The sequence below is a fragment of the Pantoea sp. K16 genome, assembly GCF_048452805.1.
GTDB lineage: Bacteria > Pseudomonadota > Gammaproteobacteria > Enterobacterales > Enterobacteriaceae > Pantoea > Pantoea agglomerans.
In genome coordinates this window covers 142874-166293 of record NZ_JBLWNV010000013.1, presented here as the reverse complement: position 1 = coordinate 166293, position 23420 = coordinate 142874, and the positions used below count along the sequence as shown (strand labels likewise).

Annotated in this window: 24 protein-coding genes and 1 pseudogene; 15 read left to right on the top strand and 10 right to left on the bottom strand. The window is 52.3% G+C overall.

Annotation, left to right across the window (positions count from 1 at the left end; all coding sequences use genetic code 11):
• Positions 1-46: 46 nt before the first annotated feature.
• Together ACK13D_RS17735 and ACK13D_RS17730 are read right to left on the bottom strand one after the other, a co-directional pair.
• The gene (locus ACK13D_RS17735; RefSeq protein ID WP_346550000.1) at positions 47-364 is read right to left on the bottom strand and encodes a NirD/YgiW/YdeI family stress tolerance protein; all 318 of its coding nucleotides are present in this window, start codon (positions 362-364) and stop codon (positions 47-49) included.
• Positions 365-404: 40 nt separating this feature from the next.
• On the bottom strand, positions 405-3302 hold the full coding sequence (locus ACK13D_RS17730) for an autotransporter outer membrane beta-barrel domain-containing protein (protein ID WP_418796964.1): 2898 nt from the start codon (positions 3300-3302) through the stop codon (positions 405-407).
• Between the two features lie 658 nt (positions 3303-3960).
• Here ACK13D_RS17730 and ACK13D_RS17725 point away from each other — a divergent pair.
• Positions 3961-4173 (top strand): putative hemolysin, encoded by a 213-nt coding sequence (locus ACK13D_RS17725; RefSeq protein WP_223566314.1) that lies wholly within the window; start codon positions 3961-3963, stop codon positions 4171-4173.
• A gap of 537 nt (positions 4174-4710) precedes the next feature.
• On the opposite strand, the gene ACK13D_RS17720 is transcribed toward ACK13D_RS17725, so the two are convergent.
• From ACK13D_RS17720 to ACK13D_RS17710, 3 genes are all read right to left on the bottom strand, one after another.
• On the bottom strand, positions 4711-4914 hold the full coding sequence (locus ACK13D_RS17720) for an Hha/YmoA family nucleoid-associated regulatory protein (RefSeq protein ID WP_010257166.1): 204 nt from the start codon (positions 4912-4914) through the stop codon (positions 4711-4713).
• A gap of 234 nt (positions 4915-5148) precedes the next feature.
• Positions 5149-5571, bottom strand: a complete 423-nt coding sequence (locus ACK13D_RS17715; RefSeq protein WP_029519695.1) for a PACE efflux transporter — start codon at positions 5569-5571, stop codon at positions 5149-5151.
• A gap of 623 nt (positions 5572-6194) precedes the next feature.
• Positions 6195-7205, bottom strand: a complete 1011-nt coding sequence (locus ACK13D_RS17710) for a LacI family DNA-binding transcriptional regulator (protein WP_163852405.1) — start codon at positions 7203-7205, stop codon at positions 6195-6197.
• 108 nt (positions 7206-7313) lie between these two features.
• Here ACK13D_RS17710 and ACK13D_RS17705 point away from each other — a divergent pair, with 108 nt between their 5' ends.
• The 4 genes from ACK13D_RS17705 to ACK13D_RS17690 all read left to right on the top strand — a co-directional run bounded on the left by ACK13D_RS17705 (position 7314) and on the right by ACK13D_RS17690 (position 10326).
• Positions 7314-8327 carry a Gfo/Idh/MocA family oxidoreductase gene (locus tag ACK13D_RS17705; RefSeq protein ID WP_031292307.1) on the top strand — a complete coding sequence of 338 codons (1014 nt, stop codon included), beginning with the start codon at positions 7314-7316 and terminating at the stop codon, positions 8325-8327.
• A gap of 143 nt (positions 8328-8470) precedes the next feature.
• Positions 8471-9007 carry a tetratricopeptide repeat protein gene (locus ACK13D_RS17700; protein WP_022624294.1) on the top strand — a complete coding sequence of 179 codons (537 nt, stop codon included), beginning with the start codon at positions 8471-8473 and terminating at the stop codon, positions 9005-9007.
• Positions 9008-9094: 87 nt separating this feature from the next.
• Positions 9095-9544 carry a sigma-70 family RNA polymerase sigma factor gene (locus tag ACK13D_RS17695; RefSeq protein WP_022624293.1) on the top strand — a complete coding sequence of 150 codons (450 nt, stop codon included), beginning with the start codon at positions 9095-9097 and terminating at the stop codon, positions 9542-9544.
• Positions 9541-10326: an anti-sigma factor family protein gene (locus tag ACK13D_RS17690; RefSeq protein ID WP_022624292.1), complete on the top strand. Its 786-nt coding sequence runs from the start codon at positions 9541-9543 to the stop codon at positions 10324-10326. The genes ACK13D_RS17695 and ACK13D_RS17690 overlap by 4 nt, the downstream gene beginning before the upstream one ends.
• Before the next feature lie 26 nt (positions 10327-10352).
• Here ACK13D_RS17690 and ACK13D_RS17685 read toward each other — a convergent pair whose 3' ends face one another.
• Positions 10353-10931, bottom strand: a complete 579-nt coding sequence (locus ACK13D_RS17685; RefSeq protein WP_031292304.1) for a YceI family protein — start codon at positions 10929-10931, stop codon at positions 10353-10355.
• Positions 10932-11629: 698 nt separating this feature from the next.
• Between ACK13D_RS17685 and arnB the strand changes: the two genes are divergently transcribed.
• The 7 genes from arnB to arnF are packed head-to-tail and all read left to right on the top strand — an operon-like array spanning position 11630 to position 18978.
• Entirely contained in the window at positions 11630-12766 is a 1137-nt protein-coding gene (gene arnB, locus ACK13D_RS17680) for a UDP-4-amino-4-deoxy-L-arabinose aminotransferase (protein ID WP_418796963.1), read from the top strand.
• Between the two features lies 1 nt (position 12767).
• On the top strand, positions 12768-13751 hold the full coding sequence (arnC, locus tag ACK13D_RS17675; RefSeq protein WP_010257142.1) for an undecaprenyl-phosphate 4-deoxy-4-formamido-L-arabinose transferase: 984 nt from the start codon (positions 12768-12770) through the stop codon (positions 13749-13751).
• Positions 13748-15727, top strand: a complete 1980-nt coding sequence (gene arnA, locus ACK13D_RS17670; RefSeq protein WP_045139866.1) for a bifunctional UDP-4-amino-4-deoxy-L-arabinose formyltransferase/UDP-glucuronic acid oxidase ArnA — start codon at positions 13748-13750, stop codon at positions 15725-15727. The genes arnC and arnA overlap by 4 nt, the downstream gene beginning before the upstream one ends.
• On the top strand, positions 15727-16629 hold the full coding sequence (arnD, locus tag ACK13D_RS17665; RefSeq protein ID WP_346556406.1) for a 4-deoxy-4-formamido-L-arabinose-phosphoundecaprenol deformylase: 903 nt from the start codon (positions 15727-15729) through the stop codon (positions 16627-16629). The genes arnA and arnD overlap by 1 nt, the downstream gene beginning before the upstream one ends.
• On the top strand, positions 16629-18296 hold the full coding sequence (gene arnT, locus ACK13D_RS17660; protein WP_187515722.1) for a lipid IV(A) 4-amino-4-deoxy-L-arabinosyltransferase: 1668 nt from the start codon (positions 16629-16631) through the stop codon (positions 18294-18296). The genes arnD and arnT overlap by 1 nt, the downstream gene beginning before the upstream one ends.
• Entirely contained in the window at positions 18296-18616 is a 321-nt protein-coding gene (gene arnE, locus ACK13D_RS17655; RefSeq protein WP_010257131.1) for a 4-amino-4-deoxy-L-arabinose-phosphoundecaprenol flippase subunit ArnE, read from the top strand. Before arnT ends, arnE begins: the two co-directional genes overlap by 1 nt.
• Entirely contained in the window at positions 18613-18978 is a 366-nt protein-coding gene (arnF, locus tag ACK13D_RS17650; protein WP_187515721.1) for a 4-amino-4-deoxy-L-arabinose-phosphoundecaprenol flippase subunit ArnF, read from the top strand. The genes arnE and arnF overlap by 4 nt, the downstream gene beginning before the upstream one ends.
• A gap of 104 nt (positions 18979-19082) precedes the next feature.
• Here arnF and ACK13D_RS17645 read toward each other — a convergent pair whose 3' ends face one another.
• Entirely contained in the window at positions 19083-19274 is a 192-nt protein-coding gene (locus tag ACK13D_RS17645; protein ID WP_262405363.1) for a hypothetical protein, read from the bottom strand.
• Positions 19275-19451: 177 nt separating this feature from the next.
• Here ACK13D_RS17645 and ACK13D_RS17640 point away from each other — a divergent pair.
• From ACK13D_RS17640 to ACK13D_RS17630, 3 genes and pseudogenes are all read left to right on the top strand, one after another.
• Positions 19452-19727 (top strand): annotated as a pseudogene (locus ACK13D_RS17640) (N-6 DNA methylase); the annotation flags it as partial.
• Positions 19728-19846: 119 nt separating this feature from the next.
• On the top strand, positions 19847-20179 hold the full coding sequence (locus ACK13D_RS17635) for a type II toxin-antitoxin system RelE/ParE family toxin (RefSeq protein WP_031292300.1): 333 nt from the start codon (positions 19847-19849) through the stop codon (positions 20177-20179).
• Positions 20176-20466: a helix-turn-helix domain-containing protein gene (locus ACK13D_RS17630; RefSeq protein ID WP_022624282.1), complete on the top strand. Its 291-nt coding sequence runs from the start codon at positions 20176-20178 to the stop codon at positions 20464-20466. The genes ACK13D_RS17635 and ACK13D_RS17630 overlap by 4 nt, the downstream gene beginning before the upstream one ends.
• 269 nt (positions 20467-20735) lie before the next feature.
• Here the strand turns inward: ACK13D_RS17630 and ACK13D_RS17625 are convergent, their stop codons facing one another.
• The 3 genes from ACK13D_RS17625 to pqiB all read right to left on the bottom strand — a co-directional run bounded on the left by ACK13D_RS17625 (position 20736) and on the right by pqiB (position 23064).
• Positions 20736-21023, bottom strand: coding sequence for a type II toxin-antitoxin system RelE family toxin (locus ACK13D_RS17625; protein WP_010257115.1), 288 nt, complete (start codon positions 21021-21023; stop codon positions 20736-20738).
• A complete protein-coding gene (locus ACK13D_RS17620; RefSeq protein ID WP_010257113.1) occupies positions 21020-21271 on the bottom strand; it encodes a type II toxin-antitoxin system Phd/YefM family antitoxin in 252 nt (83 codons plus the stop codon). Before ACK13D_RS17620 ends, ACK13D_RS17625 begins: the two co-directional genes overlap by 4 nt.
• Positions 21272-21411: 140 nt before the next feature.
• Positions 21412-23064: an intermembrane transport protein PqiB gene (gene pqiB, locus ACK13D_RS17615; protein WP_418796962.1), complete on the bottom strand. Its 1653-nt coding sequence runs from the start codon at positions 23062-23064 to the stop codon at positions 21412-21414.
• Positions 23065-23420 lie beyond the last annotated feature (356 nt).

Genomic DNA, 23420 nt, shown 5'->3' with positions numbered 1-23420 from the left:
AAAAAAGCCAGCGCTATAGCTGGCTTTTTTACACAGAAGTCCGGAATTATTTCAGAATGAAGAGCCGATCAACATCGATTTCGCTATGGCCGTCATCGCGATCTACCTCACCCGTTATCCGTACCTTTTTACCAATAAGGAAGCCGTTGTCGTCTTCGTCATCCTCGTCGACATCAATACGGATACGACCCGTTGAGTCCTGTAACCAGTAGTGGTCATCGTCAGCCCGTCCACTAATCGTACCGATAAGGGTAACATGACGTTCGTCTCGCATGTTTTTTGCTTCTGCGATGGTGGACTCCTGCCGTGCGAAAGCGGATTCTGAGCAGATCAAGGCCAGCAGCATCCATAATGTTTTTTTCATTAACACCTCCTGTTATACGAGCGCTTGCTGCACGTTGATTCTAAAAACTAAAACGGTAGCCAGCATTAACCTGACGTTGGTTAAAACGTTTTCCGTCTACCATATCTGCCTCCAGGAAAAGCGTATGGCTGCTGATTTGGGCACTCAGGCCGACGCCGTTATTCCAGCCATTTCCTTTAAAGGAAAGACGTTCATTTGATCCGTTCAGAGCATAAGCAGCATCCCCGGCATACTCGCGCATTACACCCGTTTTTACATAGGTGTTGAGTTTGTAATTGCTCTGATTGATTTCATACCCTGCCAGCACGCTTGCCCGGCTCATCAGTGATTTGTAGCTTGAAAGTGTGATATTGAGACCATTAGACGCACCTACGGAAGCACCATCCTGATGACCTGCTGTCAGCTGTAGTTGCGGTTCAAGATAAAAACCTGCCAGCCGATCAGAGAAGCTGAACTTTTTGCCCGCCTCAAGCGATCCGCTCAGACCTGAAGAGACACCGTTACCGGATACCTGGTTATTCTGTGTATCGTGAACATTGAACTGATTCCTTAGCCGGTTGACTTTCACAACGCCATCAACATAGAAACCGGCATCATTTACCCAGGTGGTGTAGAAGCCATAATGCTCAGAACGGATGTTGCCGTTACCATTTTGGTAATGAGGCGATCCTTCAGTTACCCCCATGAACAGGCCCAGATAGATCGGAATTTCATCGGACAAACGTTTATCGACCCCAAACTGATAACCGGTGTAGTTCAGGCTGAAACGGCTCAGCTTGCCATTATCAAAGCCGCTGAACCGTCCATCTATAGCGCGCAGCCAGACATTCCCGGCTGTCTTACCCTGACGAACATCACCCATACGCTGCATCAGCGTCTGCATTTCGGCATAGTTCATCAGATAGCCAGTGTTGAGGAAGTTAGCCCCTGCGTTGGCCGTGCTGGTAATAGGGGAAGTTGCGTTGTCTTGCCCGGCAGGCGCCGTGCCACCGTTATCGGCTGGAGTCGCGGCAGGCTCATTGGCAGGAGTCGCGGCAGGTTCATTAGCAGGAGTCGCGGCAGGCTCATCCGCAGGGATAACGGCCGGATCATCTGCTTCAGGGGTTTCTGGTGCTTTAGGTGAGGAGAGTACCCAGTTGTTGCCTTGCTTATTGACCGAGTAAACATAGCCACCAAGTTCCACGTCGGCGTTGCCTTTAAAGGTGGCGATGCCATCAGTCGTTTCAACCACAGTCAGTACTTCGTTGCCAGTGGTGACGGCACTGCCGCGGTTCTGTATGGTCAGACCGTAATCACCGGAACTACTCTCTGTCACCACAACTTTATCGCCAATGTTATTCACGCCAGCACCATCGCCTGCCAGATTGGTGCGCAAGGCGAAGTCGCCGCTGCCGCTGAGGTTGGCGATAGTCAATGTTGAATAGGTTGCGTCATCCGAGGCTGCAGAGAGGTCAACCAGCGAGTTACTCAATGTCAGATTATCGACATTGGATGTTCGCGATACATTCCAGGTGCTGTCGGTCAGATTAACGTTCAGATGGCCATTATTGACGTTATCGCTGCTGGCGCTGCCAGACCAGAGTGAACCCGATGTCAGATTGAGGTCGATGAGTCCGGCCCGGGATAAAACGCTACCAACGATCTGCGCTTTTCCGTCGGTGGTGATGACACCTGCTGCATAACCATCATCATATTGCGTAGCCATGGCTATCCCATTCGGAGAGCCCATATCAATGGTCAGATCACCCGTAAGATTCGCTTTACCACCAGCCATGGCGTAGACACCTGTAGCATTCTCCGGGCCGGTAATGGTCACTGCATCACCGTTAACTGTGCCACCGCTTGTGGACCAAATACCCAGGGTCATGGTATCCACATTTTTCATCATAATATCGGTGTTCTGCAGATTAATGGTTGCGCCGGTTGACTGTGCGGATACGCCATAAAAACCTGCTGAATAGACCGTATTGCGTTCTTCTTCACTGCCAATGAAGTTAACGATGGCATTGTCGCCCATAGCCACAATGCCGCCAGTCTGATCAGAGGAGATCACGCTACCGGCACCAATGTTTGACAGGCTGTTGTCACGGCCTGACAGACCTGCAGAGGTCTCACCCGCAGTACTGATTGTCAGATGATCGGCCTTCAGCTCACCCCAGCTCCAGATGCCAGCAGAAAGATCCCCAGTGGTAATAATGGTCGAGTTGCTGCCCAGATCAACCGAACCATTATCCTGGATATTAATACCCTGCGAATTATTGCCAAGGGTGTTGATCGTCAATGCATTTGCTTTCAACGTGGCCACGCCATTAATCGACTCACCGGTCAGGTTATCAACCTGAACGGCATTACTGTTAAGACCATTCGTCTGTAAATTACTGTCGTCGCCCAGACTGGCGTGACTTCCGTAACCGCTGACGCGCAGAGCCGTTCCGCCAGTGCCCTGGGTGCTTATTTGCAGGTTGTTTGCCTGCAGCGAGGAACTATTGCTGACAACGACGCCCTCGGCGAAAGAATCACCTGATGCTACCGTGGTGACCGAGGAACCTGATCCTAAACTGGCGGTTACATTTTTTCCGCCGAACTCAATGCCGACCGCTGTTTTACCGGAAACGTTGAGGGTTAACTTATCTGCAGTAAATTCACTGTTTGCCGCTTCAATAAAAATCCCTTTTGCATAACGTTCAGCATCTGACACGCGAACTGTGCTGCCGCTGCCGATGGTAACCGTTGCGGCGGTAGCGCCATTAACCAGGATGCCATAATAACCGTCGCCAGATGACTGGTCGGCAATCAGCGTGGTGCCATCAGTTAAGATGATCTCATTGCCTGTCTGGCTTCCGATGACTGCAGCATAGCTAACCAGAGGCACAACCCCCATCCCACTTGCCAGCATTAATGCTTTTGCGATTTTATTTCGCGGGAATTTATTATTCATCTCAGTCACTCTTCCTTAAGATTTTATTGATAGTCTGATCGTTAAATAGCACCTGAATCGTGAGTTGTTATTCAGGTGTTAAGCAGCAGCGATATTTAAGCGATACCAATAAGTTGTAGGTTATATTGATCCCATTAATGGCAGTGCGCATACAAATGTTGCGGGATTATGCAGCGGGAAAAGGATTTATGTAAAGGCATCGCAAGTGTGCCTGTTTTAAGTAAACGTTAAAGGCGATGCCCTATTCGCGAGGAATTTCCATTAAAAATTAAGATAGTGCATCGATTGTAATAATGGGGTTTTTGTTAATTATCTTCACATGCATTCTAATTTTGGCTTTATTCATTTTTTAATCACTGCATTAAAGGTCTATCTGCTTATGTGTCGCGTGAGGTTGTTAAGCGCGGGTTTAGTGGCAGCACGCTATAATTATGCATCGCTACCCATAGTGGTGAGTGCAGAGTGGACGGCAGAATGGAAACATGATGATTGTCACCCCTGAGGTTAACATGTGGCAGGAGAAAGGAGGATTCCTGATAAAGTCGTTGTTGTGCTATCAGACTTAATCACACTACTGGAGGGTAAATGCTTAATTCACAAAAATAAGGTTAAGAGAGGTTTTATGACCGTCACAAACAGGTTAGCAGGAGTTTCACTGATGTTACTGGCTTCACTACTTATCGCCTGCACACCGCACAGCAAGGAACCGCAGCGTTTAACAATGCGTAATCCAGCCAGTGAATATTGCGTTAATCGCGGTGGTCAGCAGGTCCAGGAAAAATCTTCGGCAGGTATAACAACCTATTGCCTGCTACCCTCTGGAGAAAGGATTGAGCAGTGGGCTCTGTATCATCGTGACCATCTGAAATGAATTCCCGTTTTGTTCGCCTGCATGCTCCCTGTTCGGGCGAACAACATTTAAATTTAATGGTATTGCATCATCTGAATGTGCTTAATACACCCTTGCTTAACGACTGAGCAGCCTTTTTTATCACCCTGACACGATTTGCCGTTCCGGGATCGGTGCTGGTGGAGCATGAGCTAAATTGGCAGCATATCGCCTGAACAGATAATCATTATCGTAGTCGTGTGAGTCCGTAAGGCATTATTTGTACGAGCTTTTCTGAATACAACAGATGAAGCCAGTTTTGGCGTCATATTTAAAACGGTTTACAGTGGTCTGGCAGGTTTGTCTTACTATTTCTTACAGCGCTTTATGTCGTGCGTTTGTTGAGAATGACAGAGCATCACAGCACTAAAGGTGATGCTCTGATTTATCTGTTCACCGATTCTGCCCGACGGAGATCAAAATGCATCGCGCCAGGATTATCAGGAATTGATGATCTGCAGGGTGATCAGCCCTCAGCAGATAATGGGTTATGAGTGATCATGCCCTCCTTTTTACGCCTCAGCACACCAGTCTCCATACTTCTGAAGGAACTTCACTGTAGGTTTCATTCATTATTAGTTCGGCTTTACGATGATCGTAAGCGCCTTCAAATGAAGAGAGGTCGTCACCAGGCAGTTTTTTCCGCATATAGCTTGTTACGATATCCAGAATATCGGTTGACGGGCAGTTCCTTAACTTATTCAGATAGTAGACTTTGTCCATAATATTCTTGCTGCTTTAACCTGTGAAATGAGCTTATACGCAGTCTGAACTTAATTTATGCAGACGCGCCGTTATATCAATGCTGCCAGGCGAGAGTAAGCTTCTCCTGACACCAGATATACTTGTTTCCTTACGCATCGGATACATTCGGGCGCGATCACTCGCACGCGAAGTTCCATTAGCCGGCTAAGCGAAAGGTTAATTTCTGAAAGTAAATTTTAATGGCATGATACATTAATTTAATATCTTCATTGATTTTGCTGATCTTCCCCAATCCCATAACAAATTGAACAGAAAAGCATAGGTCAGAAAAAATAGCACCAGTCCGGATTCAAGTCTCAATGCTGAGAATAGCGTAATATCCAGCCACCATGCTGCAAAGGGGATTAACACTAATAACAGACCCGCCTCAAACAGAACGGCATGGAGGCATCTCACTCGCAAGTTCTTTTTAAATCCTGTTTTTAGCTGAACACTGTCAAACATCAGGTTGAACAGGTAGTTCCATCCCATAGCCAGAGTTGATGAAACCAATGTAAGCAACAACGACTGCGATGGTGCTGCGGAGGTAAAAATAATCAGGATAAAGAAAACCAGCACATTAGCGACAACTTCGAATACCACTGCGTGCAGCACCCTCTCAGTTCTGGTACGCACCGGATATAAACACTTTTCCAAATCATACGCTCATTAATTAGTCAGGCACCGAACTGGCGCAGGAAAAATTCAGGGTGGCCGTAATATCAGTGAAACGGTTCTTCATACTGCCCTGTTTTAAACCGACGAGAACTTAGCATCAACCTGGCAGAAAGTGAAACCCAATAGGAATATGACGATAAAAACCCATTAAGTTTTGATATTGATCAACTCTGCAAAGTACGCTTTTAATGGCTAACCGTTCAGGACTGCGAGTGTTATTCCTGCTCTGTTTCCGCACCTCTGTCGCACATTAATTCACCCGTTTCACTTCGCTGTTTGTTCAGTCGGATACGATATTAACGTCATCAGCCTGCATCTGAATATTAAAACCATAAAAAATGCATATATAGATTTATCTTTTAATATTTAGATGATAGTTAGATTTTTTATCTGACATAAAGGGGCGGTTTCAGCTTGTCACTGCGATCAGATTATCTGTGGCAGGCTATTTTCTATGCACTTCTGAGCCAGTGAGCCACTTTCCCGGGCACTGTCTCGTGCGGGAAATAGTGCTGAATGCAATGATCGACGGCAGGTAAAGCATATTTCTTTACCGGTGGATATGACACAACGGGCAATCTTTAGAGACAGTTTTCTGCCGTATAAATGATGAAATCCACTTTTCCGTTAATGTAGATATCGGGTTTCTCTCCCTGCTCCAGATAATTCAGCATCAGCTGCAGCGCGAGCTGGGCATGCTGCCGGGTGTTTTGATCCAGTGTCAGCGCAACGCTCTGCTGCGCCATCAGCGTGCGGGTGGTGGCGTAAAGCTCATGAGTGATCCAGATGCACTGATTCAGCCGACGATGTCGTGCCAGCGCCTGCCCGATCTCGGTATTCCCCAGCCCGGTGTTATAAATGCCCTGCAGATGACCGCTCTGAACCAGCTGCTTCTCCAGCAACTTACTGAGGGTGTCGCGATTTTCCTGGGCGGCCAGAACTTCACATAACTGAAGATGGGGAAACCGACTGGTTATCAGGTCACGGAACCCTTCAATACGCTGACGATGCGCGCTGTAATCCCGGTGCCCACTGACCATCAACACCTCACCGGGTTGATGCAGCATTTTGCCCATCAGCTGAGCGGCTGTACGTCCGGCCTGCAACTGATTGATCCCCACATGACAGAGCCGGGCGGCACCGGGTAAATCGGTGACCAGCGAGATCACCGGTACGCCACGCGCCTGGCAATGGTCCAGCGCCTCATAGATCGCCGGATGTTCATGGGCAAAAACGATCAGACCATCCCGCGTTTCACCGCCCTGCCTGATAAGCTTTGCCAGTCGTTCTGGCTGAGCCTCGGGGACAAAAGTGCGGCGCAGCGTTAACCGGCGATAGCCCAGATGCGAGGCAACCTCAGTAAAATCCTGTGCCAGCTGCTTAAAGAAAAACGAATCGTTGCTGCTCAGCAGCAGTTCTATCTGCCAAGGATGACGATGCTCCTCCGGCAGGATCCGCTTCAGCCCGACTTCACGTGCTGCCTGCAGCACCCTGTGAACCGTCTCCGGCGCGACGCCGCCACGTTCATTGAGCACCCGATCCACGGTTGCCAGTCCCACACCTGCCCGTCGGGCGACCTCTTTCAGCGACATGCCGATCTCCTCTGAGGTAAACACCTCAAAACACCGTGCCGCCAGTGTAAAACGCAGCGTTATCCTGCAGATGCATCTTTCTGCCGGACTATGATGGAGTTCAAAAAAATGAATAAAAAGCAACGTGTTGCCCTGCTGGGGTGTGGCTTTATTGGTGAAGTTCATGCCGCGAATCTTCAGGCGCACCCCGGAGTTGAGTTGGTATGGGTTGCGGATGCGGATACCGCGCGCGCCGCCGCCTTTGCGACCCGCTTTGGTGCCCGGTCCGCGTCTGTCTCCGAGGCGATAAATGATGGGCAGATTGATATGGTGCTGATCGCCAGCGCGACGCCGACCCATGCTGACTTACTGGAAGCCGCAGCCCGCGCCGGTAAAGCTATTTACTGTGAAAAACCGGTCGATCTCTCTCTTGAGCGGGCCCGCTCTGCCGTGGCTAATGTTCTCCCCTACAACGTGCCGGTCACAGTAGGGTTTAATCGCCGTTTTGATGTCAGCCATCAGCAGCTGAAGCAACAACTCCGCCAGGGGCGGATCGGCCCGGCGGAACTGATTCAGATGGTCTGCCGCTCCTCAGCCATGCCGCCGCTGGCCTATCTTCAGGCGTCCGGAGGACAGATGCGCGATCAGGCTATCCACTTTTTTGACCTGTTGCGCTGGCTGACTGAAGAGGAGGTGACAGAGGTGGCTGCGATGGGTGCAGCGCTGGCTCTGCCCTCGATCAGGGAATTTGACGACGTGGACACCAGCACGCTGCTATTGCGGCTGCAGGGCGGGGCGCTGGCACAGCTCGATAATGTCCGCCGCACCGGCTATGGCTACGATGAACGCATCAGTGTGATGGGACCGCACGGGATGCTGGAATCAGCCTCTCAGCCACAGCGCGGCGTCAGCTGCTATCAGGGTGCGCAGATTCAGCAGCCAGGCTTGTTGCCCGACTGGTTCAGCCGGGTGCAGCCAACTTACTATGCTCATCTGGATGCGTTTATCCGATCGCTGAACGGTGAGCAGGTTGACGATCTTCCTGGCCTTGAGGATGGACTGAAAGCCCAGGCGATTGCGGAAGCTGCAGTGATCTCCCTGGCGGAACGGCGTTTCTGTGCGGTGGAAAAACTACCGTTCTGATTCAGCGTGGCACCCTGGCAAAAAATAATTTTATTTTTATCGAATAGAAACCGGCGCTGAGCTGTTTACCGTACAGCGCCGCGCTAGCGGACTGCATCCGGCGGGCTTTATCGCCTGTCTCACAGACCCGATAAGGATAAATTATGACAACGCATTCTGGTTTTTCTCTGCTTGCCGTTCCGGCACTGCTGCTGATGCTGCACTCTCCGCTGAGTATGGCGATGGGCGACAATGACAGTGATAAAAAGACGCCTGACTGCCCCAAAGGTCAGGTCTATGACAGTCACACTAAAAGTTGTGTGCCTGAGAAGACCAGCAAGCTGAGTGACGACGATAAAACCCGCTATGCCTGGCATCTGGCGAAAAAGGGCGAATATCAGGCGGCGCTGAACCTGCTGGATACGCTGAAAAATCAGGATACCCGTGAAGCCTGGAACTATCGTGGTTACGCCACCCGTAAACTGGGCCGCACGGACGAGGGCATTGGCTATTATCAGCGCGCCATTGCACTTGATCCCCGTTACGCTAAAGTGCGTGAATATCTGGGCGAAGCCTGGATGATCAAAGGGCGTCCGGATCTGGCGCGCGAACAGTTAAAAACCATTGCCGGGATTTGTGGCACAGACTGCGAGGAATATCGCGATCTGCAGGCCGCGATCAATGGCCACCCCGAGGTCTGATGCGGAAGGGAGGAGCGAAAAATCACTCACAGTGACATCCGTCAGCACCTTGCGGAACATCTGACGCGGCTCTGGCGTTACGGCTATGTGCTGTCACACAACCGTGACATGGCAGAAGAGCTGGTGCAGTCAACCTGCGTACGCGCGCTGGAACGCAGCGCGCAGTTCACGCCGGGTACACGCATTGATCGATGGCTTTTTTCGATCCTTCACTCCATCTGGGCCAGTGATTTACGGGCGCGAAAGGTCCGGCAGGGACAGGGATTCGTGGATCCCGATGCGCTGCTGGCCGCAGATAACCACACCACCAGCGACGACAACCGCCATTTCCAGCGCATTATGCTACAGGTTAACGCCTTACCCGAGGCGCAGCGTAATGCACTGTTTCTGGTGTATGTCGAAGGTCTGACCTATCAGGAGGCGGCAGAGACGCTCTCGGTTCCGATTGGCACTATTATGAGCCGTCTGGCCGCCGCACGTGCCACGCTGGCCAGACAGCCGGCGACCTCGCCCGCACCGCAGGAGAAACGGAGATGAACAGGGAAACTTTTACGCCACCGTGGCGCGATGAGGCAATCGTTGCCTGGCTGGATGGTGAGATGACGCCACAGGAAGCCGTGCAGTTTGAGCAGGCGATGGCAGGGGATCCCGAACTGGCGGCACGGGTTGAGCATTTACAGCACAGTAATCTCGATTTTGAACAGGCTTTTGCGCCGCTGCTGGAACAGGCACCGCAGGCCAGAATGGCACAGCAACTGGCAGCCATCACGGCACCAGAGTCAATGCCAGCCAAAGGCTACAGCCGTCGGGCACTGATTGCTGCGTCTGTCAGCTTTTTGCTGGTGGGCAGTGGCATCGGTTTCCTGGCAAGACCGGAAGATGATGAGAAAGATGAAAGCCAGAATATCCGCGATCTGGAGGCGCGTTATATGTCGCTCTACAGTGCTGAAACGCTGGCCGATACGCCTGATGACGCCGCCATGCTGCAAAGGGGGCTGGACCGTACCCGACTCGATTTAGGATTGCAGCTGCATCCTCAGCAACTCAGCCTGCCAGGGGCTGAACTGAAAATGGTGCGGATCCTGCGCTACGAACGGACGTCGATTGCACAAATCGCCTGGCTGCATGCTGATTATGGCCCGATGGCGCTCTGTATCTCGCCTGAGCCGGACAGCGCGAATCCCATCGCCCATGAAAAGCGCCATGGCATGCAGCTGGCCTGGTGGAAGCGTGACGGCTATCAATATGTGCTGATTGGCCGCAACCCACCGGCTCAACTGGCTGCCACAGCGGAAACATTGCAGACAGCACTCAGTTAATCCGGCGGACCCTTCAGCGGTTACCGCTACAGCGGCTTTCTGCCCTGCGCGGCAATGGCCAGCGCAATGTTGACGCGATCATCAACCACCCCGACCAGCCGATCCATTCCGAAGGCTGAGCGGGAGATGGCGGTGGTGGCATGCAGCGCCAGCGAGCCTGAAGCCGGATCAATTGTCTTTCCGCTGTCCAGCGAGGCCAGCATCACGACTGGCCGGCTGACATTTTTAACCGTCAGCACACCAAAAATACGGTAATTCCCGCCACCCAGTGAGGCCACGCGACTGCTGACAAAGTGAATGTTTGGGTAACGCTCTGCATCAAAAAACAGATTACTTTTCAGTTGCCAGGTTAACAGGCTGTTCGAGGCCACCAGCGTCCCTACCGGAATAGTCACTTCAATACGATCGTCACGGTCTTCATCAGGATTGAGTGTCACCGTACCGGTCACACCCTGCAGTCTGGCCTGCGAAAATTGGTGACCAAAGGCGCGCCATGAAAGGCCTATCGACGTTTTATCGGGGGTAATGGCATAGGTTACCGGCGCGGCGTAAAGCACCGGGCTGAGCAGGGCTAACAGAGTGCATAAACAGGCGGCACGCATCATCACTATTTTCTCTTTTTTAGGCAGACCCAACGTTAACGCCTGAAACCGCGATCCTATTCACTTTTTTTAGCACTGTTTTTACCTTACAGGCACAGATAATCTGACAGATATTAACTGACTGTCACCTGAGAATCACCAAAGTGTAATGATTATTGCAAGGGCAGAACATTAATAACGAAAAATATTAAGAATGCATTAAGACGGCTTTATTAATCTGTGATTCATCCTGAGATGAGCGGAGCGCTATTTTTTTCGATGTGATACTGTGAGTAGCAGACTGAATTTAGCCCAGCAATTTCAGCGTGTTAATTTTTCTTTCCAGAAGTGACTTCATTCGGATGAGCTGAATCCTGCTCTGGTGACTGACAGAGTCTGCTGATTTTAAACAAAATATCAATAAATCAAAAAGAGTTGAGGTCAGGGCTATTATTAGCCATTTAATAGTGAACTTTTTCTGAAATCCTTAACTTGCTCTCCCTTGATTTTATTTCAATTCACACTCTTCATTTAATGTTCAGTTAACTTTCATACGGTAGTTTGTATTAGCAGTCCGGTAACCTTAATTCCAGAACGGGAAAGCGTGGTGTCGATAACACCCTGGCCGACTGTGAGTCATTCGCTATTTCAATTATTTTCCGGCGTTGTGCCTGATTAACAACGCGCGACAGCTTATGGGTTTGATCTGCAGGAGTTTTAGCATGGATTTTTTGCCATTTTCCCGGCCTTCATTCGGTGATGAAGAGCTGGCTGCTGTTAAAGCGGTATTTGACTCTGGCTGGATAACGACCGGCGCAAAATGCGCCGAACTGGAGCAGGCCTTTGTTCAGATGACCGGCAACCAGCACGCCATTGCAGTAAGCTCTGCCACTGCCGGAATGCATGTCACGCTGATGGCGATGGGGATCGGGCCTGGCGATGAGGTGATCACGCCGTCCATGACCTGGGTCTCTACCCTGAACCTGATCACGCTTCTGGGTGCCACGCCGGTGATGATTGATGTGGATCCCGACAACCTGATGGTCACGCCGGACCGGATAGCGCAGGCGATTACGCCCCGCACCCGCGCGATTATTCCGGTGCATTACTCTGGTGTACCTGCCGATCTCGCGCCAATCTATCAACTGGCTGAGCAGCGTGGGATTGCCATCATTGAAGATGCGGCTCACGCGGTGGGCACCACTTATCACGAAAAGCCGGTCGGGCAGCGCGGTACGGCGATTTTCTCTTTCCACGCCATCAAGAATATCACCTGCGCGGAAGGGGGCCTGGTGGTGACCGATGACGCCACTCTCGCCGATCGTATACGCAGCCTGAAGTTTCATGGCCTGGCAGTAGATGCGTTTGATCGTCAGACCCAGGGGCGTCTGCCGCAGGCGGAAGTCATGATGCCGGGCTTTAAATACAATCTGCCCGATATCAGCGCGGCGATTGCGCTGGTGCAGTTACAGAAACTGCCGGGCTTTATTGCCCGCCGCCGTGAGATTGCTGAACGCTATCTTGAAGCGCTGCGCACGCTGCCGTTCACGCCGCTGTCACTGCCCGCCTGGCCACATCAGCATGCGTGGCACCTGTTTATTATTCGCATTGATGAACAGCGCTGCGGTCTGTCGCGCGATGCCTTTATGCAGGCACTGAAGACGCGGGATATCGGCAGCGGATTGCATTTCCGTGCGGCGCATACCCATAAATATTATCGCGAGCACTATCCCGATTTACGTCTTCCCGCCAGTGAACTTAACAGCCAGCAGATGTGTTCGATTCCACTGTTTCCGTCAATGACGGATCAGGATGTCGAACGTGTGATTCAGGCTTTCCATGACATTGCCGGAGCCTGAGATGCGCGATATTAAACCGATCAATATGCTCTCCGTGGTCATCCCGGTCTATAACGAGCAGGAGAGTCTGCCGGAGCTGCTTCAGCGCACCTGCGCCGCCTGTGACTCAATTAAGATTGAGTATGAAATTCTGCTGGTGGATGACGGCAGCAGCGATCGTTCTGCCGAACTGATTGAACAGGCCGCCACCGTTCCCGGCAGCCGAATAACCGGCGTGCTGCTCAACCGCAACTACGGTCAGCATTCCGCCATCATGGCCGGATTCAGCCAGGTTCGTGGCGATCTGATTATTACGCTGGATGCCGATCTGCAGAACCCGCCGGAAGAGATCCCGCGGCTGGTTGACGCCGCGCGTCAGGGTTATGACGTGGTGGGTACCGTCCGTCAGCAGCGCCAGGACAGCTGGTTCCGTCGGAAGGCCTCGCGCACGCTCAACCGGCTGATTCAGCGGGTCACCGGTAAGGCGATGGGCGATTACGGCTGCATGCTGCGCGCCTATCGTCGCCACATCGTCGAGGCGATGCTCAACTGTCACGAACGCAGCACTTTTATTCCGATCCTGGCCAACACCTTTGCCCGACACACCATTGAGCTGCCGGTGATCCATGCCGAGCGCGCTTTTGGCGATTCGAAATACAGCTTTATGCGCCTGATTAACCTCATGTATGACCTGGTGACCTGTCTGACCACCACGCCGCTGCGATTGCTCAGCGTGGTCGGCAGCCTGATAGCGCTCTCCGGCTTCGCCTTCTCTTTGGTGTTGATCGTGTTGCGACTCTTTTTTGGTGCGGCCTGGGCGGGTGACGGCGTCTTCGTGTTGTTCGCCGTGCTGTTCATGTTTATCGGCGCCCAGTTTGTGGGTATGGGACTGCTCGGGGAGTACATCGGGCGCATTTACAACGACGTTCGGGCGCGTCCGCGCTATTTCGTTCAACGCATTGTTCACGCTCCAGAAGAGCCTTCAGTACAGGATATTCAATCATGAAGACCGTTGTTTTCGCCTATCACGACATGGGCTGTGTCGGCATCAATGCGCTGCTGAGTGCAGGCTATGAGATCACCGCCATTTTTACTCACAACGATGTGGCGACCGAAAACCACTTTTTCGGCTCAGTAGCCCGTCTGGCGGCAGAGCATGGCATTCCGGTCTATGCACCTGACGAGGCGAATCACCCGATCTGGCTTGACCGCATCCGTACCATGGCACCAGAGATGATCTTCTCCTTCTACTATCGCCATCTGCTGAGTGATGAGATCCTGCAATGCGCTCAAAAGGGTGCTTTTAACCTGCACGGCTCGCTGCTGCCAAAATATCGCGGCCGGGCACCGCTGAACTGGGCGCTGGTCAACGGCGAAACTGAAACGGGCGTTACGCTACATCGCATGGTGAAGCGCGCGGATGCCGGTAATATTCTGGCGCAGCAGAAGGTCGCTATTGAGGATCAGGACAATGCGCTGACGCTGCATCGTAAACTGACCCAGGCTGCAGTGCAGTTGCTCGGCGACGTTTTACCTCGTCTGCGCGAGGGTGAGGTGAGTGAATGGCCACAGGATGAAAGTCAGGCGACCCGGGTTGACCGCCGCACGGCCGAGGATGGCCGCATTGACTGGAATCAGCCTGCTCAGACGATTCACAATCTGGTCAGAGCGGTTACCGATCCCTGGCCTGGCGCATTCGCCTTTGCCGGTTCGGTTAAATTTATCGTCTGGAAGAGCCGGGTTCATCCGCAGCAGCATCAGGCAAAGCCAGGGACGGTACTTTCTAAGCAGCCATTCCTGATCGCCTGTGGCGAAGGCGCGCTGGAAATCCAGACCGGCCAGTCCGAGCATGGCGTTTACATGAATGGCAGCCAGCTGGCGCAGAGTCTGGGCATCGTCCCTGGCGCACTGCTCTATTCAAAACCGCAGTCAGCGCTGCAACGTCGTACCCGCGTGCTGATCCTTGGCGTTAACGGCTTTATCGGTAATCATCTCACTGAGCGTTTGTTACAGGATGAGCATTTCGAGGTCTATGGCCTGGATATCAGTTCAGACGCGATCAGCCGCTTCCTGGATCATCCGCGCTTCCATTTCGTCGAAGGGGATATCGCTATCCATTCCGAATGGATTGAGTATCACATCAAAAAATGCGACGTCATCCTGCCGCTGGTAGCCATCGCCACGCCAATTGAGTACACCCGCAATCCACTGCGCGTGTTTGAGCTCGATTTCGAAGAGAACCTGAAAATCATTCGCGACTGTGTGAAGTATCAGAAGCGCATCATTTTCCCATCCACTTCAGAAGTTTACGGCATGTGTACCGATGACAGCTTCGATGAGGATTGCTCTAATCTGGTCGTCGGGCCGATCAACAAACAGCGCTGGATCTACTCGGTATCCAAACAGCTGCTGGACCGCGTTATCTGGGCCTACGGCGAAAAAGAGGGGCTGCGGTTTACCCTGTTCCGTCCGTTCAACTGGATGGGACCGCGTCTGGATAACCTTAATGCAGCGCGCATCGGCAGTTCCCGCGCGATAACCCAGCTCATCCTCAACCTGGTAGAAGGTTCGCCCATTAAGCTGATTGACGGCGGCAAACAGAAGCGCTGCTTTACCGATATTCAGGATGGCGTTGAGGCGCTATTCCGCATTATCGAAAACAAACAGCTGAATTGTGATGGTCAGATCATCAATATCGGTAATCCGGACAACGAAGCCAGTATTAAAGAGCTGGCAGAGCAACTGCTGGCCAGCTTTGAACGTCATCCGCTGCGCAGCCAGTTCCCGCCGTTTGCCGGTTTCCGCGAAGTAGAAAGCAGCAGCTACTACGGCAAAGGCTATCAGGATGTGGAGCACCGTAAACCGGCTATCCGCAATGCGCGTCGCCTGCTCGGCTGGACACCGACCGTGACGATGGATGTCACTATCGACAACACGCTCGACTTCTTCCTGCGCACCGTTGAGCCACAGGCTGATAAGTGATGAAGAAGATCGGTCTGCGGATTGACGTAGATACCTGGCGCGGCACGAAGCAGGGTGTGCCGGCGCTGCTTGAGCTGTTCCGGCGTCATGCGGTGCGGGGCAGCTTTTTCTTCAGCGTGGGACCAGACAACATGGGCCGCCATCTCTGGCGGCTGGTGAAACCGGCGTTTCTTATGAAGATGCTGCGCTCCCGCGCTGCATCGCTCTATGGCTGGGACATCCTGCTCGCCGGAACGGCCTGGCCGGGAAAGCAGATGGGACGGGGATTGCGGCACATCATGCAGGACGCCACTCGTCAGCACGAAGTCGGTCTGCACGCCTGGGACCACTTTGCCTGGCAGACCTGGGCCGGCGTCTGGCCGCAGGATAAGCTGGTTGAGCAGATAGCACGCGGCACCGAAACGCTGAGTGAGATACTCGGTCATCCTGTCAGCTGTTCGGCCGTCGCGGGCTGGCGAGCCGATGGCCGGGTGATCGCCGCCAAACAGGACTTTGGCTTTCACTACAACAGCGACTGTCGCGGCAGCGGCCCGTTCCTGCCCATGCTGCCGGATGGACAGATCGGAACCGTACAGATTCCGGTGACGTTGCCCACATGGGATGAAGTGGTTGGCCGCGAGGTCAGCGCAGAAGGCTATAACGACTACATTCTGGCGAAAATGCTCTCTTCTGACGATGGGGCGGTCTACACCGTGCATGCTGAAGTCGAAGGGATTATTGGCTACCCGGACTTTGACCAGCTGCTGGCTGCTGCGGACCGTCACGGCATTCAGTTCTGCCCGTTAAGCGAGCTGCTGCCCGACGATCTGACTACTTTGCCAGTGGGCAAAGTAGTCAGGGGCGAAATCCCCGGACGGGAAGGGTGGCTGGGCTGCCAGAAACTGACTGAAGAGGCGAACTAGTGCGGATACATAACAACACGAAGTGGCTACTTTTTTTCAGCTTTTTTATTCTCTATTACCTGCTTCCGCCGATGTTCCGCGACCTCTGGCAACCGGATGAGACCCGTTATGCGGAGATCAGCCGGGAGATGCTGACAACCGGTAACTGGGTGACACCACACTTTTTCGACCTGCGCTATTTTGAAAAACCGATTGCGGGTTACTGGGTCAACTCGCTGGGTCAGTGGCTGTTTGGCCACAACAATTTTGGCGTGCGGGCGGGTTCGATATTCTCCACGGCGATGACCGCCGTGCTGATCTACTGGCTCGGCAGGCGGCTGTTTAGTTCGGCACGCACGGCTGCCGTCGGCACGATTATTTTCCTCAGTTCGCTGCTGGTCTATGGCGTTGGCACCTATGCGGTGCTCGATCCGATGCTGATGCTCTGGCTGGCTGCCGCGATGTGCAGCTTCTGGCTGGCGACGGAGGCCAGCGGACGCGCCGGGCGGGCGGGCGGCTATCTGCTGCTGGGTCTCGCCTGCGGCATGGGGTTTATGACCAAAGGCTTTCTGGCGCTGGCAGTGCCTGTGCTGGCGATTCTGCCTTGGGCGATCTGGCGGCAGCGACTGCGCGAACTGCTCTGCTTCGGTCCGCTGGCTCTACTCTCAGCCGCGGCGATCAGCGCACCCTGGGCGCTGGCGATCTATCATCAGGCACCGGATTTCTGGCACTACTTCTTCTGGGTTGAGCATATTCAGCGCTTTGCTGAGGACAATGCCCAGCACAAAGCGCCTTTCTGGTATTACCTGCCGGTTCTGCTGCTGGGAACGCTGCCGTGGCTGGCGCTGTTACCGGGCGCATTGATGACCGGCTGGCGCGAGCGTCAGCAGCATCCCGGTGCGCTCTATCTGCTGAGCTGGACGGTGATGCCGCTGCTGTTTTTCAGCCTGGCAAAAGGCAAGCTGCCAACCTATATCCTGCCCTGTTTTGTGCCGCTGTCGCTGCTGATGGCGCACTATGGCCTGAACGCCGCACAGCGGGCAGGGCGCGCATTAACAGTCAATGGCGGGCTCAACCTGATTTTCGGCATCATTACCCTGGCAACGGTCGTGCTGGTGCTCGCTCCCTGGAGTGTGACGCATCATCCGCTGTTCGCCACGCACGAGATGCTGAAGCTTGCGCTGGGGGCACTGGCATTTCTCATCTGGGGGCTGGTGGGCGCATATAGCTGCCGCTCTGCACAGCGCCGCTGGCTGGCGGCCGCGCTTTGCCCGCTGGGCGTCGCCCTGTTTATTGGTACGGCAATCCCGGATAAAATCCGCGACGCCAAACAGCCGCAGCGTTTTGTCTCGACGATCAGCCAGCGTCTGGCCTCAAGTCACTTTATCCTGGCGGACAATCCCGGCGTGGCATCTGCCGCAGCCTGGCATCTGCAACGTAGCGATATCGGCTTCTATGACACCAAAGGCGAGCTGGAATATGGGCTGAGTTACCCGGATGCGCAATCCCGCTTTGTCTCTCAGGCGGACTTCGGCGGCTGGCTTGCCGATCATCGCCGTACGGGAAGCGTATCACTGCTGTTGCTGGTTGATTCAGTACACAGTGATATCGGCGAGGATGTTCCGGTGCCGGACGCCGTCTATCGCCAGGGCAGGCTGGTCTGCCTCTATTACAGTCAGATGAAGTGATGCTGCTGCTGATAGTACTGGTCAGTCTGCTCAGTTGCAGCGCGCAACTGTGCCAGAAACAGGCGACTCACGCGGCATCGCGCCGGGTCCGCTTAAGCTGGATTGGGGTGAGCGTGCTGTTGCTGGGTGTCGCGATGCTTCTCTGGCTGCTGGTGCTGCAGCGGGTGCCTGTCAGCCAGGCCTACCCGATGCTGAGCCTTAACTTCATTTTCGTTGCGCTGGCAGGACGCATCCTCTGGCGCGAGCGCCTGACGCTGCGCCAGATCTTCGGCACGCTATTGGTGGTGACGGGTGTGGCGCTGATGGCGAGCCAGCTATGAAAGGGTATGGATGGGTCGCATGCAGCGTGCTGCTGGTCTCAGCAGCACAGCTGATGATGCGCTGGGCGATGCCGCGACTGCCCGATGTCAGCAGCATAACGTCGCTGCCTGCTGTTGCCCTGCTGCCCGCATTGCTGCTGCTGGCCGGGCTGGGCTCTTATGGAATTTCGATGCTCTGCTGGATTAGGGCGCTACGCTATTTTCCGCTGAACCGCGTCTATCCGCTGCTCAGCCTCAGTTATGTGCTGGTGTGGCTGGTGGCTGTCTGTCTGCCGGTATTCCATGAGGCGTTCAGCTGGCACAGCCTGGCGGGCGTAGTGATTATTGTCATCGGCCTGCTGTGTATCGTGGTTAAGCCCTGATTTAAGAATATTGTTAGTGTTTTCGCATCAACTATGCTTTTTCTTAGCCTTTTCGGGCAGCGAGTAACTCTCGCGGCATTAAAGTATTTGCGGTAAACGGCGGGTCAGCAAAGCGGTTTTATCTTTGCAATCAGCTCGCCAATATCGCTGACGATTAGATCGGGTGCAGGTGCCAGCGGGTAGAGTGCCTGTCCTTTGCGGGTAATAAATGCAGTTTTCATGTCTGCACGTTTTGCTCCACCCACATCCCAGCCATGCGCAGCCACCATCATGCACTCTGAGACGGGCTTGCCCATCTCTTTCATCGCTTACTGATGCGCTGGGGAGACTCTATCCGCTGAAACAGGCATGCAATGAGAACGGGGACTGTGAAACGTTCATGTTTGCAGAAATGTACTGCGGCGGGATAACGGACATTTATGCCCGTATCGGTGTGCGTTACTTCCGCCTGCTTAATTACACCCACATAACCGATGCTACCTTATGCAGATTGCCTGATTGAAGTCGGATTTAATCCATCAGTTCAGATGTCCGTCAGTTGATTTGATATTGATCCTGTCACGGTGGATATGGCGTTTATACAGCTTTCCCTGCTGGGCATTGCAGCCGAGGTTGTCACCGGTAATACGCTGACGCTGGAGTTTAACCGGGTGCGCTATACACCGGCTTACTATCTCAACGATTTTGAAGAACGTCTCAAAAGCCAGCGCCGGAGCAAGGCGATGCTGGATTTTATCAGGGCAATGTAGGCCATGGACAAAACAGCAGGAAACTACATGGTAGGGAAGCAGTGGTTACGGGTTTGTATGGGGTGCATGAGTAATGCAGAAATTGCACAATATACGAAATTTCGTATAATGAGGTGATGATGCGTAAGAAAATCAGTTTTATTGACAGCAGTCTTGAGGATCTACGGGCTTTCCCGGAAGAGGCCCGGACCGCATCAGGGTATCAGCTTGACCTGATCCAGCAGGGACTGGAGCCGGACGACTGGAAGCATTTTGCTACGGTAGGTCAGGGAGCACGTGAAATCCGAATCCGGGGTAATGACGGCATTTTCCGGATCATGTATGTCGCCAAATTTGAAGAAGCCGTGTATGTGCTGCACTGTTTCCAGAAAAAGACACAAAAAACCAGCCAGAGTGACGTAGAACTTGCCCGAAATCGTTATCGCCGATTGGTTGAGGAGCGTAAAAAATGAATATTCAGACTTTTGATAATGTGTGGGACGCTCTTAGCGAAACGCCAGAGCAGGCGGAAAATATGAAACTCCGCGCCGAGTTAGTAGGACGCCTGAATAGCTGGATTAAACGTAATGGCCTGAATCAGGCCACTGCTGCTGCTGCGCTGGGCGTTTCACAGCCCAGAGTGTCCGAGCTGGCAGGAGGTCGGATCAACTGCTTTTCAATTGATAAGCTGGTCAGCATGATGTCACATGCCGGACTGCACATAACCAGTATTGAGATAAGCGAACCAGAGGAAGCTTGAGCTGCCTTTTTGCATCGCGCGAACTGCCAGGACGGTAGCCCCTTCGGGGCAGGATAAACCCGGTGCTGATGCACCGGCTATACCCTTTCACCTGACCGTCTTCATCCCTTCCCATCTGACGCTGATAGCTTGCCGTTTCTGCTATCAAGTGACACTACCAAATTGGCCATCTGCAGAAGTGCGCATAATGTAATTTATGTTAAATAAAGTGTCTGATTATCAATATCGCTTGAATTACGTCAATACTCATCGGACACAGCCCTCCCTCCCTACCGCATCCTCTCACTGGCAAGATGATAAACATCGCTGCGCTCGCGTTTACCCACAGCAACAACGGCAATCACCAGCTGATCGTCTATTACCTGATAAACCAGGCGAAACCCGGACGCTCTGAGTTTGATTTTATAGCAGTCTTTAATCCCACGTAGTCTGGCAGAAGGAATATGGGGATTATCACAACATTTCTTCAGTTTTTTGGCAAACTGCTGCTGGAGAGATTTGTCCAGCTTCTGCCACTCTTTAAAAGCCTCTTCCCTGAATTTGACGGTATAACTCACAAAAGCGCATCCAAATCGACATCAAGCAGACGCTGGCCGCTGCGTTCACTGACCAGCTTAACCAGTTCCTGATCGTCAAGGGCATCAAGCATTTGTTCATAAAGCTCAGCCGGGACGCAATAGAATGCAGGCTTGTTGCGGTTAAGAATGGCGACAGGATAACCGTCACCTGCACTAACCGTGGCCATCGGGTTTTTCTTCAGTTCGCTTACGCTGGCACTGGTATCGCTTAAAATAATGTTTGGCATAGAGCCTCCAGGACTGCTTAACAGGTCTTTATAGTAGCAGCCTGAAGACCTGATAACCAGTCTCTTTCAATAGATACAAATGGCTATATTTGATGAACTGCAAAGGCTGAATGAGCTATTTGAAATGCCGGAAGATGGGATTATTTTTCATTTCTCTTTTTCGCGCCGACAGGAACAGGATCGTCAGTTGCAGCATCCTGAATAATCAGCGCGTTGCTCTTCTTATCTAATGTCTTGAGAAGTGGCTGCAATTCTCTGAGCACAAGGTCCAGACGCTGCATATCCCCCGTCAATTTTTGATATACGGGCGATCCAGGCAGAATACCTTTTATGCTGCGGCTGAGCTGTTGCAGGCTTTGCTGCATATCGTCAGACAGTGTTTTCATTGCAGGGCTGCTGATAAATCCATCAATATGCCTGAGCGATTTTTGTATTTCTGTCATGGTGCGCTGACTTTGTTTTAGCGTACCGGTCGCAACTGAAATCAGTGGCCGAAGCGGAAGGCTGTTCATCTTATCCACTATAGCCATAATCTTTTGCTGTATCTGGTTTAAACCACCTGGCGTTGTGGGGATGACTTTGTAACCCGCGACGATATCCGGTCCTTTGTCAGGCTCAACATTTGCATAATAGTCTAAGTCGATAAACAGCGAACCGGAAAGCAGACTGCCTGTTTTCAGCGAGCCTCTTAACCCCTGTTTTTTACCCAGCTGTAGCTTTTTCTCCAGGTCAAAGTCTTCCCTCATACCGCTCATGAATCTCTGGGGTTCAATGTGAATCAGTACGGGAACCTCATAATGGCTGCGAAAATTCTGGGTTATCTCTGGCGAGTTAAAAGGAACCTGAGCAACCGTCCCCAGGCGTATTCCACGAAACTCGACAGGCGCGCCTGCCTGAAGTCCGCGAACAGAATCGGAAAAGAACAATAAGAAGTCGAGGTGTTCGGTATAACGAGAATTCTCGATGCTTCGCAGATCGTCATAAAGAGTATAAGTTGCTACGCCCCTAACCGGCTGGCCCAGGGCCACGCCTTCAGGCAGGTCAAAACTGACCCCGCCACTTAATAATGTGGTGATAGACCCCATCTCCACGCGCATCCCGGATGAGGATAAATCTACAGCAATCCCACTATTCTTCCAGAAACGAACGTTTGAGGTGACAAGCTGATCAAAGGGCGAAGCGATAAAAATCTGATAACGCATCATCCTTTTTTCCATATCAAACCGGCTGTTCTCGACTGACCCGACACGCAGGCCGCGAAACAGAACCGGGTAGCCCGGCATGAGTTGCCCCGCTTCACGACTATTAAGCGTGATTCTGATCCCCTTTGCATTCGGTGAGGCCTGGGGAGGCGCATCTGACAGCCGATAGCGTTCCAGCGCTGGCCCCGGAGAACCTGGCTGTAAGGCTATATAGGCGCCTGAGAACAAGGTACTTAAGCCCGTTATTCCTTCGAATCCAATTTCAGGCCTGACCACCCAAAATGCGCTATTGCCGTTCAATAGTTTTTGCATACCAGTGTGCATGCGAACCTTGATCTCGACGTGCTTAAGATCGTCAGTAAGCTCGGTACTTTCAACGACACCCACATCAATGTTGCGGTTTTTTATTACGGTTTTACCTGCCTTAATCCCCTGTGCGTTTTCGGTCATCAGAATCACCAGAGGTCCCTGCTGGCTTTTATGGTAATACAATAAAAAGGCACCAATGAGCAGCGTGACAAAGGGAATGATCCAGACAGAAGACCATCTTTTGTTGGGGTTTACATGAGCACTATCCGGCTTATCCGACAAAGTATGGACTCGTGTAAGAACAGAGTAACCTGAACTTTTCAGGGCGTTCTGTTGAAGCAGGATTCGATCCCATAGCTATGTATTCGCTCGTCTTTCCTGAGGCCATGATAGTTAATCTCATCATTAAGCGTTAAATTTCGATAAGTCAGGATCATAAAATCTACTATCAAACGGAGATCCATTATTTTCCAGTAAATAATGGATCGGATAGTCTGTAATAACTTCGGAAGAGGAGGGTTAATAAGTATAAAGATATTTTTTTAAATAAAGCTTAAAAAATACAAATCTGTGATCAATGTGTCATGTTATTTTAATAAAATTAAATCAATCAGTTACCAACATCATGGAGGTTAGCG